Below are 8,046 nucleotides of genomic sequence, written 5' to 3' on the forward strand. Positions count from 1 at the left end.
GCCGGCGGCCGGGACCTTGCCCTTAAGCGGTGGCCGGGATCTTGCCCGGCCGCCGGCGGTACAGCCACACCAGCCCCAGTATGGGCAGCAGCAGCGGGATGAAGGCGTAGCCGCGGCCGAACAGCGACCACACCGTTTCGTGAGGGAACTGCACGGGGTCGAAAACGCTCAGGGCCCCCACCACCAGCACTCCCACGAGCTCCACCAGCACGGCGACTACCGAGACCTTGAACCAGGTGCGGCCCGGCTTGGCCAGGGACACTGTGGCCACCAGGTATACGACGGCGGCGAAGGCGGACAACAGGTAGGCCAGCGGGGCCTCAGAGAACTTGGTCAGGATCTGGTAGCCGGCGCGGGCGGTGGCTGAGATGGCAAACACCGCGTAGACAGCAATGAGAAGGCGTCCGGGGCCCGTGTTTCTGGTGTCCTTGCCGCCTGCTTTGACGGCCGTGGTTCCAGGGGTGGCGCCTGTCTTCGGTGCGTTCACGTTGCGGGCTTCTTCCATTTCAGTACCAGATCTGGTTCATTCGGGCGGCCATCACCAAGGCGGTTACGCCGACGGCGGCCAGGACAAAGTTGCTCCAGCGGGTCCGTTCCAGGATGGACCAGTAGACGGCCGCCGGTGGCAGGAGCATGGCCGTGGCCAGGTATCCCCAGAACTCCCAGGCTTCGCCGGCGATCGGCTCGCCCGCGATCACCCTGACGATGGAACCCACCAGATACACCACCAACGCGAGCTCGACGGCGGCCACTGACAGGATGGTGACGTCGTTCGGAGCTTTTTTCAGGATGCCCGCCATCAGGCAGATACCGCTTGAGATGAGGCCGACGGTCAGGATGATGTAGAAATAGGCGTCCATGCTCAGGAATCCTGGCTGGCATTGCCGGGTGCAAAGACAAGTACCGGTTTCGCATAGCTGCCGGTATCTGCGAGCAGGGCCACCAGGCTGCCGTCCGGGGCGAACGCCGCTGCCGGGTGCTCGGTGGTGGCCGCCAGGCTGCCCGTCTCCGCTCCTGCGGCGATCCGCCGGCCAAAGGAGATCTCGGTGGTTTCCTCTGCCGTGAGTTCGCGGTTGGGCATCAGCGCCCGGGCTGCCTGCGACATTTCCAGGACCTCAAGCTCCTCGGCAAGCTGCTCCAGGGTGCGGGCCTGGTCCAGCGAATAAGGTCCAACGTGGGTCCGGCGGAGGGCCGTGAGGTGGCCACCCACTCCGAGCCCGTCGCCAAGGTCGCGGGCGAGTGCCCGGATGTAGGTCCCGGATGAGCACTCCACTGTGACCTCGACGTCCAGGACGTCGCTGCCGGGTTCCCGGCTGATGCCGTGGATCTCGAAACGGTGGATGGTGACGGGCCGGGCCGCGAGTTTCACTTCCTCGCCTGACCGGACCCTGGCATAGGCGCGTTCACCGTTGACTTTGATGGCGCTGACACTGCTGGGCACCTGCTGGATCTGCCCGGTGAGGGCGGCGACGCCGTCGTGGACTGCCGCATCGGTGACCCCGGCGGTGCTGACGGAGGCAATGACGTCGCCTTCGGCGTCGTCCGTGATGGTGGATTGGCCCAGACGGATGGTGGCTGTATACGTCTTGGACGTGCCCACGATGTACGTCAGGAGGCGGGTGGCCTTGTTGATGCCCACCACCAGCACACCGGTGGCCATGGGATCGAGCGTGCCGGCGTGCCCCACTTTCCGGGTTCCGGCGATGCGACGCATCCGACCAACCACATCATGGCTGGTCCATCCCTGCGGTTTGTCCACTATCACCAGTCCAGAAAGCACGCTTCCCAGTATATCGGCGCTCAGCGGAGCGCTTGATCAAGCCACGAGCGCAGGGCTTCGGCGGGGGCAGCGCCTGTCTGGGTGGCCACCACTTTGCCGTTGTCGATGATCATCAGTGTTGGAATTGCCTGGATGTCGAACCGCCGGGACAGCTGTGGAGCCCTGTCAACATCAACCTTGACGAGCTTGATCTGACCAGCCCGTTCCCTGGCAATCCTGTCAAGGACCGGGCTCACCATCCGGCAGGGACCGCACCAGGCGGCCCAGAAGTCGATGAGGGCCGGGACCGGGGACTGTTCCGCCACCACGGCAAAATCGCCGTCACCGGCGTTGACGATCCAGGGCAGGTCAGACCGGCAGCTTCCACAGCGCGGACGGCCGGCTGCGGCGGCGGGGACCCGGTTGGTCTTCCCGCACGTGGGGCATGTGATCAGGGTTGGTTCCACGGCTGCTGCAGGCACGACGCCTCCGGTTCAGTATTCGGTTCGTTCGGCGTTGTTCCGCCAGGCGTCAAACGGAAGGTCCGACGTCGGAATCGGCTCGTGTGCCACGGGCAGCAGTTCCGGCCTGGTTCCGTCGAAGTATTCATAGAACACTGCGTCGTCGAAGCCGGCTGCGGCTGCGCCGTGACGGTCAGCGGCGAAGTACACGCGGTCAATGCGGGCCCAAAGCGCGGCCGCCAGGCACAACGGGCACGGCTCGCAGCTGGTGTAAAGCACGGCTCCGCTGAGGTCGAAGTTGGCGCTGGCCGCGGCGGCGGTGCGGATGGCCACGACTTCGGCGTGCGCCGTGGGATCGTTGTCGCGGGTGACGCGGTTGATGCCCTCGTAGGAGCGTCCATCGGCTGTCACCACGAGTGCCGCGAAGGGTCCCCCGCCCTCGGCGACGTTCCGGATGGCCAGCTCAACGGCCTGTTGCAGGTATCGGGTGGCACCGTGGTTCCCGCTCGCTTGGGTCATAGCTAGATCCTAGCCACGCCGCTGCAGTTCAGGGTCAAAATTAGGGGGCTTAGAAGGGGGAATTTACGTCGACGCCATCGGCACAGAGGACTAATCTTGCGCCCAGAGGGACTGCGTAAATCCATATCTGCTTTGGTCTCATTGCCCGGCCCCGTCCTGCGGGGCGCACTTCAGGAGTTGCAATGAAGAAGAAGTTTCCCTGGGCCGCATGCCTTGCTGCAGCGGCGTTAGTCATTCCTGTCGGGCCGGCATCTGCAGGCTCATCATCATCACCTGATCCGAAGATCCTGGCCGACGGGCTGGTCACACCGTTGAGCCTCGCTGTCGGCAGAGACGGTTCCGTCCTGGTGACCCAGAACTTTGTGGGCAAGCTTGACCGTGTGGAGGATGACGGACAACTGGCCACCGTCTATACGAAGGCAGATTGGGACGTCGGTGGTGTAGAAACCCGGCGCGGGACGACGTACTTCCTGGAGAGCGTAGGAGCCGGTGGCGGCAATCCAGATGCGCTCGAGGGCTACCTGAAGTCCATCGACGAATCGGGCGAGGTCCGTACTATCGCAGACCTCGCCGGCTACGAGCGCACCAACAACCCGGACGGTGACCAGGAGTATGGCTTCGGCTCCGATGTCCCGGCTGATTGCCTGCAGCAATGGCCGGCTTTCCCGCCGGCCCAGTACAAAGGGGCAGTGGATTCCCATCCCTATGCCACCGAAGTCAAAGGCTCCACAGCCTATATCGCTGACGCCGGCATGAACGCCATCCTCGAAGTCGACCTTGATTCCGGTGATGTCTCGACGCTCGCTGTCCTTCCGCCCCGGCCGGCTGTCATCCCTGCCGGTACGAGGATCCCTATCGACATGGCAGGAGGAACCGTCGAAGCCCCTGCTTGCGTGGTTGGCAAGGAGTATGCGTTTGAGTCTGTCCCGACGGATGTCGAGTTCGGCCCGGACGGGTGGCTTTACGTTTCGTCGCTCCCCGGCGGTCCGGAGGATCCTTCCCTGGGCGCCCGCGGGGCAGTGTTCCGGGTCAATCCTTGGACCGGACACACATGCCTATGGGCTGAGGACATCCTGAGCCCGACCGGCATTGCAGTATCGGACCACGGGGACGTCTACGCAGCATCGATGTTCGGCAACGAGATTGTGAAGATCGATGCCTGGACCCGCGAGGGTTCACAATTCCTGGCTGTCGACGGACCCGCGACAGTCGAGCTGAACGGGGACACCCTCTATGCCACGGCCGGCTTCAGCTTCGGGGAACCGACCGGAACCGTGCTGAAAACCGATATCAGCAGGTAGAGCTAAACGAGGTTTTCTGGGAAGCAGAAGGCCCGGACCGCAACTGCGGTCCGGGCATTCTGCTGGGAACCAGCTTCTACTTGGAGCCGTCTTCGTCGAGCTCTTCGTCGTCGGTGAGGTCAATGTCCTCTTCGTCGAAGTCGTCCTCGTCAATTTCGACGTCCTCGGGGATGTCGCTCTTGTAAGGGTCGGCGTCGCCGGCGTGCTTGGCGCTGGCAGCCAGCGCCGCCACCTCGGCGTCGCGCTTCTTGGCGGCCCGGAGGAGTTCCTCCAGGTTCGAGGCGTTGACCGGGATCTGGTCAGCCACAAATTCCAGCGTGGGCGTCAGGCGGACGGTGATGTTGCGTCCAACTTCCTGGCGCAGCACCCCCTTGGCCTTTTCCAGTCCCTTGGCAGCGTCAGCCTGGACAGCCTGGTCACCGAAAACGGTGTAGTAGATCGTGGCGTGCTGCAGATCATTGGTCACGCGGGCATCGGTCACAGTAATGCCCTCCAGCCGGGGATCCTTAACCTTCCGGCCCAGAGCCTCCGCAACAACAACCTTAATCCGCTGCGCCAACTTGGCAGCCCGTGCGGGATCAGCCATTTCCACTCCTAAAAATTTGGATGTACGACGGCACCGGAACGGGCCCGCACAACTGTTGGGTTTTGATGCCACGCACCTAAGGCGAGTCTACGACGACGGCCGCCGGAAAATCCCAGCGGCCCCACCTGCGAAAGCAACGAACTTAGACGCGCGGCTTTTCGCGCATCTCGAAGGTCTCAATGATGTCGCCTTCGGTGATGTCGTTGAACGAACCAAGACCGATACCACACTCGAAGTCCGTGCGGACCTCAGTGGCGTCGTCCTTGAAGCGCTTGAGCGTCTCAACGGTGAGGTTGTCACCGATGATCTTGCCGTCGCGGCTGATGCGGGCCTTCGTGTTGCGTCGGATGATGCCCGAGCGAACGATGGAACCGGCGATGTTTCCGAACTTGGAAGAGCGGAAGACTTCGCGGACCTCGGCGGTACCCAGCTGGACTTCTTCGTACTCCGGCTTGAGCATGCCCTTGAGGGCTGCTTCGATGTCATCGATTGCTGCGTAGATGACGGAGTAGAAGCGCATGTCCACGCCTTCGCGGTCTGCCAGTTCGGCAACCCGCTCGGCAGGCTTGACGTTGAAGCCGATGATAACGGCGCTGTCCACTGTTGCCAGGTTGACGTCGTTCTGCGTGATGGCACCAACACCGCGGTGGATGACGCGCAGCTGCACGCCTTCGCCGACATCGATCTTGAGCAGGGCGTCTTCGAGGGCTTCCACGGCACCGGACACGTCACCCTTGAGGATGAGGTTGAGGGTGTCGATCTTGCCGTCGGCCACAGCCTGGTCGAAGTCTTCGAGGCTGATGCGCTTGCGGCGCTTGGCGAGGGCTGCGTTGCGGTCGGCTGCTTCACGCTTCTCGGCGATCTGGCGGGCGGTACGCTCGTCAGCGGTCACGAAGAAGGTGTCGCCGGCGCGCGGGACGTTGGACAGACCCAGGACCTGCACGGGGCGGGACGGGCCTGCCTCGGTCAGGACGCTGCCGTCGTCGTCGAACATCGCACGGACGCGGCCGTGGGCCGTGCCTGCCACGATGGTGTCGCCGACGTGCAGGGTACCGGACTGCACCAGGACGGTGGCAACGGAACCGCGGCCCTTGTCCAGGTTGGCTTCGATCGCGATACCGCGGGCGTCCTTGTTCGGGTTGGCGCGCATGTCCAGGGCGGCGTCTGCGGTGAGCAGGACGGCCTCGAGCAGCTCGTCGATGTTGAGGTTCTGGCGGGCAGAGACCTCAACGAACATGGTGTCGCCACCGTACTCTTCGGGAACCAGGCCGTACTCGGTCAGCTGGCCGCGGACCTTCTCCGGGTTGGCGCCTTCCTTGTCGATCTTGTTCACAGCCACCACGATCGGCACGTTTGCTGCCTGGGCGTGGTTGAGGGCTTCAACGGTCTGCGGCATCACGCCGTCGTCCGCTGCGACCACCAGGATGGCGATGTCAGTGACCTTCGCACCACGGGCACGCATGGCGGTGAACGCCTCGTGGCCCGGTGTATCGATGAAGGTGATCTTGCGATCGGTGCCTTCATGGTTGTGCGTGACCTGGTAAGCACCGATGTGCTGCGTGATGCCGCCGTGCTCGCCCGCCATAACGTCGGACTTGCGGATGGCATCGAGCAGGCGGGTCTTACCGTGGTCGACGTGGCCCATGACGGTGACAACGGGAGGACGTGCCTCGAGGTCTTCGTCGCCTTCGGCTTCAAGTTCGGCTTCGAAGTCGATGTCGAACCCGGAGAGCAGCTCGCGCTCCTCATCCTCCGGGGACACAACCTGGAGCTTGTAGCCAAGCTCCTCGCCGAGCAGTGCGAAGGTTTCCTCATCCAGCGACTGCGTGGCGGTAGCCATTTCGCCGAGGTGGAAGAGGACGGTTACCAGTGCTGCCGGGTTTGCCTCGATCTTGTCGGCGAAGTCCGTGATGGACGAGCCACGGCGAAGCCGGACTACGGTGTTGCCGTCGCCGCGGGGTACGCTCACGCCACCCAGCGACGGAGCACTCATCTGCTCGAGTTCCTGGCGCTTGGCACGCTTGGACTTGCGCTGCTTGCCGCGTCCTGCGCCGCCCTTGCCGAAGGCACCCTGGGTGCCACCGCGTCCGCGGCCACCCTTGCCGAAGCCGCCGCCGGCTGGAGCGCCGCCACCGGCACCGGGAGCGCCGCCTGTTCCGGGTGCGCCACCGGGGCGTCCGGGACCACGTGCGCCGCCACCGGGACGTCCTGCACCAGCCGGTGCGGGACGCTCAGTGCGGTTGGGCATCATGCCCGGAGTAGGACGGTTTCCGCCGGCACCTGCCGGACGGGGGCCGCCTGCACCGGCTGCGGGGCGCGGGCCACCCGGACGGGGGCCGCCTGCACCGGCTGCGGGACGGGGACCACCCGGACGGGGGCCACCTGCACCGGCTGCGGGGCGCGGGCCACCGGGACGGTCGCCGTCGGGACGGCTTCCACCGGACCGGGGCATGCCCTGTGACGGTGCGAACGGGTTGTTACCCGGACGCGGAGCGCGTTCCCCGTCGCCGCCACGGCCGCGGGGCATGCCCTGGGAGGTGGCGAACGGGTTGTTGCCCGGGCGGGGACCGCCGGGACGCGGTGCCGAGCCACCCTGGGATCCACCCTGCGGTGAGCCCTGGCGGGTGGGAGCGGCCGGGGTTTCAGCCTTGGGGGCCGGACGGGCACCGGGCTTTGCACCGCTGAACGGTGAGGCCGGAGCACCGGCGGCGGGAGCGGCCGGCGCAGCAGGCGCAGCCGGAGCTGCGGCTGCCGGAGCAGCGGCAGCAGGCGTTGCAGCAGCAGGTGCTGCCGGTGCCGCTGGAGCTGCCGGGGCAGCCGGACGCGAATCAGCCGAGGGGGCCGGTGCTGCGGGACGTGTTTCTGCCGACGGGGCAGGCGCCTTGGGCGCGGCTGCCGGAGCTGCAGCTTTTGCCGCGGCGTCGGGGTAGGCGTTGCGGAGTTTCCGCACCACCGGGGCCTCAATTGTTGACGAGGCGGAGCGAACGAATTCGCCCAGTTCCTGCAGTTTTGTCACTGCATCTTTGGAAGTAATACCGAGCTCTTTAGCGAGCTCATGTACGCGGACCTTGGCCACATTTCTCCTGTCTCGGTCCGCACCGAGCCAGGCACGAACCGTCTACTTCTTACTGCGGGCCCCAGCCGCGGTTGCAGCTGAAAGGCCCATTGCAGAGCGCAACAAAGTTGTCATCGTTGCGCACTCATCGCTGGGAACTCATCGGGTTTCCATCAGTTTTCTGACCCGCTTTCAGGTTGGACGGTTTTTGTTGCAGCCACCGGAGGTTGCTGCAACGGGCCGGCTTGCTTGCCTGCCATGATCCGGCGTTCGACGGCGGCGGTCCCGGTTGCGCCGTTGAGGGCACGTCCGAACGCACGCCGCTTCACCGCCAGGGCGAGGCACGCTTCGCTGGGGTGCAGCCA

Annotated in this window: 8 protein-coding genes and 1 pseudogene; 1 reads left to right on the forward strand and 8 read right to left on the reverse strand. The window is 65.2% G+C overall.

Going from position 1 to position 8,046, the window contains the following annotated elements:
- Window positions 1-22: 22 nt before the first annotated feature.
- From DBR22_RS04270 to DBR22_RS04290, 5 genes are read right to left on the reverse strand one after another with little or no spacing between them, the layout of a single operon-like run.
- Window positions 23-505 (reverse strand): hypothetical protein, encoded by a 483-nt coding sequence (locus tag DBR22_RS04270; RefSeq protein ID WP_258229039.1) that lies wholly within the window; start codon window positions 503-505, stop codon window positions 23-25.
- 1 nt (window position 506) lies between these two features.
- On the reverse strand, window positions 507-860 hold the full coding sequence (locus DBR22_RS04275) for a hypothetical protein (RefSeq protein WP_108597935.1): 354 nt from the start codon (window positions 858-860) through the stop codon (window positions 507-509).
- A gap of 2 nt (window positions 861-862) precedes the next feature.
- Window positions 863-1,780 (reverse strand): tRNA pseudouridine(55) synthase TruB, encoded by a 918-nt coding sequence (gene truB / locus DBR22_RS04280; protein ID WP_108597936.1) that lies wholly within the window; start codon window positions 1,778-1,780, stop codon window positions 863-865.
- A 20-nt stretch (window positions 1,781-1,800) separates the two neighbouring features.
- Window positions 1,801-2,226, reverse strand: a complete 426-nt coding sequence (gene trxA / locus DBR22_RS04285) for a thioredoxin (protein WP_108597942.1) — start codon at window positions 2,224-2,226, stop codon at window positions 1,801-1,803.
- Window positions 2,227-2,253: 27 nt separating this feature from the next.
- On the reverse strand, window positions 2,254-2,739 hold the full coding sequence (locus DBR22_RS04290; RefSeq protein WP_108597937.1) for a nucleoside deaminase: 486 nt from the start codon (window positions 2,737-2,739) through the stop codon (window positions 2,254-2,256).
- Window positions 2,740-2,921: 182 nt separating this feature from the next.
- Here DBR22_RS04290 and DBR22_RS04295 point away from each other — a divergent pair, with 182 nt between their 5' ends.
- A complete protein-coding gene (locus tag DBR22_RS04295; protein WP_108597938.1) occupies window positions 2,922-4,040 on the forward strand; it encodes a ScyD/ScyE family protein in 1,119 nt (372 codons plus the stop codon).
- Between the two features lie 76 nt (window positions 4,041-4,116).
- On the opposite strand, the gene rbfA is transcribed toward DBR22_RS04295, so the two are convergent.
- The 3 genes and pseudogenes from rbfA to DBR22_RS04310 form a co-directional block, all read right to left on the reverse strand.
- The gene (gene rbfA / locus DBR22_RS04300; protein ID WP_108597939.1) at window positions 4,117-4,626 is read right to left on the reverse strand and encodes a 30S ribosome-binding factor RbfA; all 510 of its coding nucleotides are present in this window, start codon (window positions 4,624-4,626) and stop codon (window positions 4,117-4,119) included.
- A gap of 142 nt (window positions 4,627-4,768) precedes the next feature.
- Complete coding sequence (infB, locus tag DBR22_RS04305) at window positions 4,769-7,702, reverse strand: translation initiation factor IF-2 (protein WP_108597940.1); 2,934 nt, start codon at window positions 7,700-7,702, stop codon at window positions 4,769-4,771.
- A gap of 152 nt (window positions 7,703-7,854) precedes the next feature.
- A pseudogene (locus tag DBR22_RS04310) lies at window positions 7,855-8,046 on the reverse strand (DUF448 domain-containing protein); the annotation flags it as partial.

Origin of the sequence: Arthrobacter sp. HMWF013, from assembly GCF_003061105.1 — a bacterium.
GTDB lineage: Bacteria > Actinomycetota > Actinomycetes > Actinomycetales > Micrococcaceae > Arthrobacter.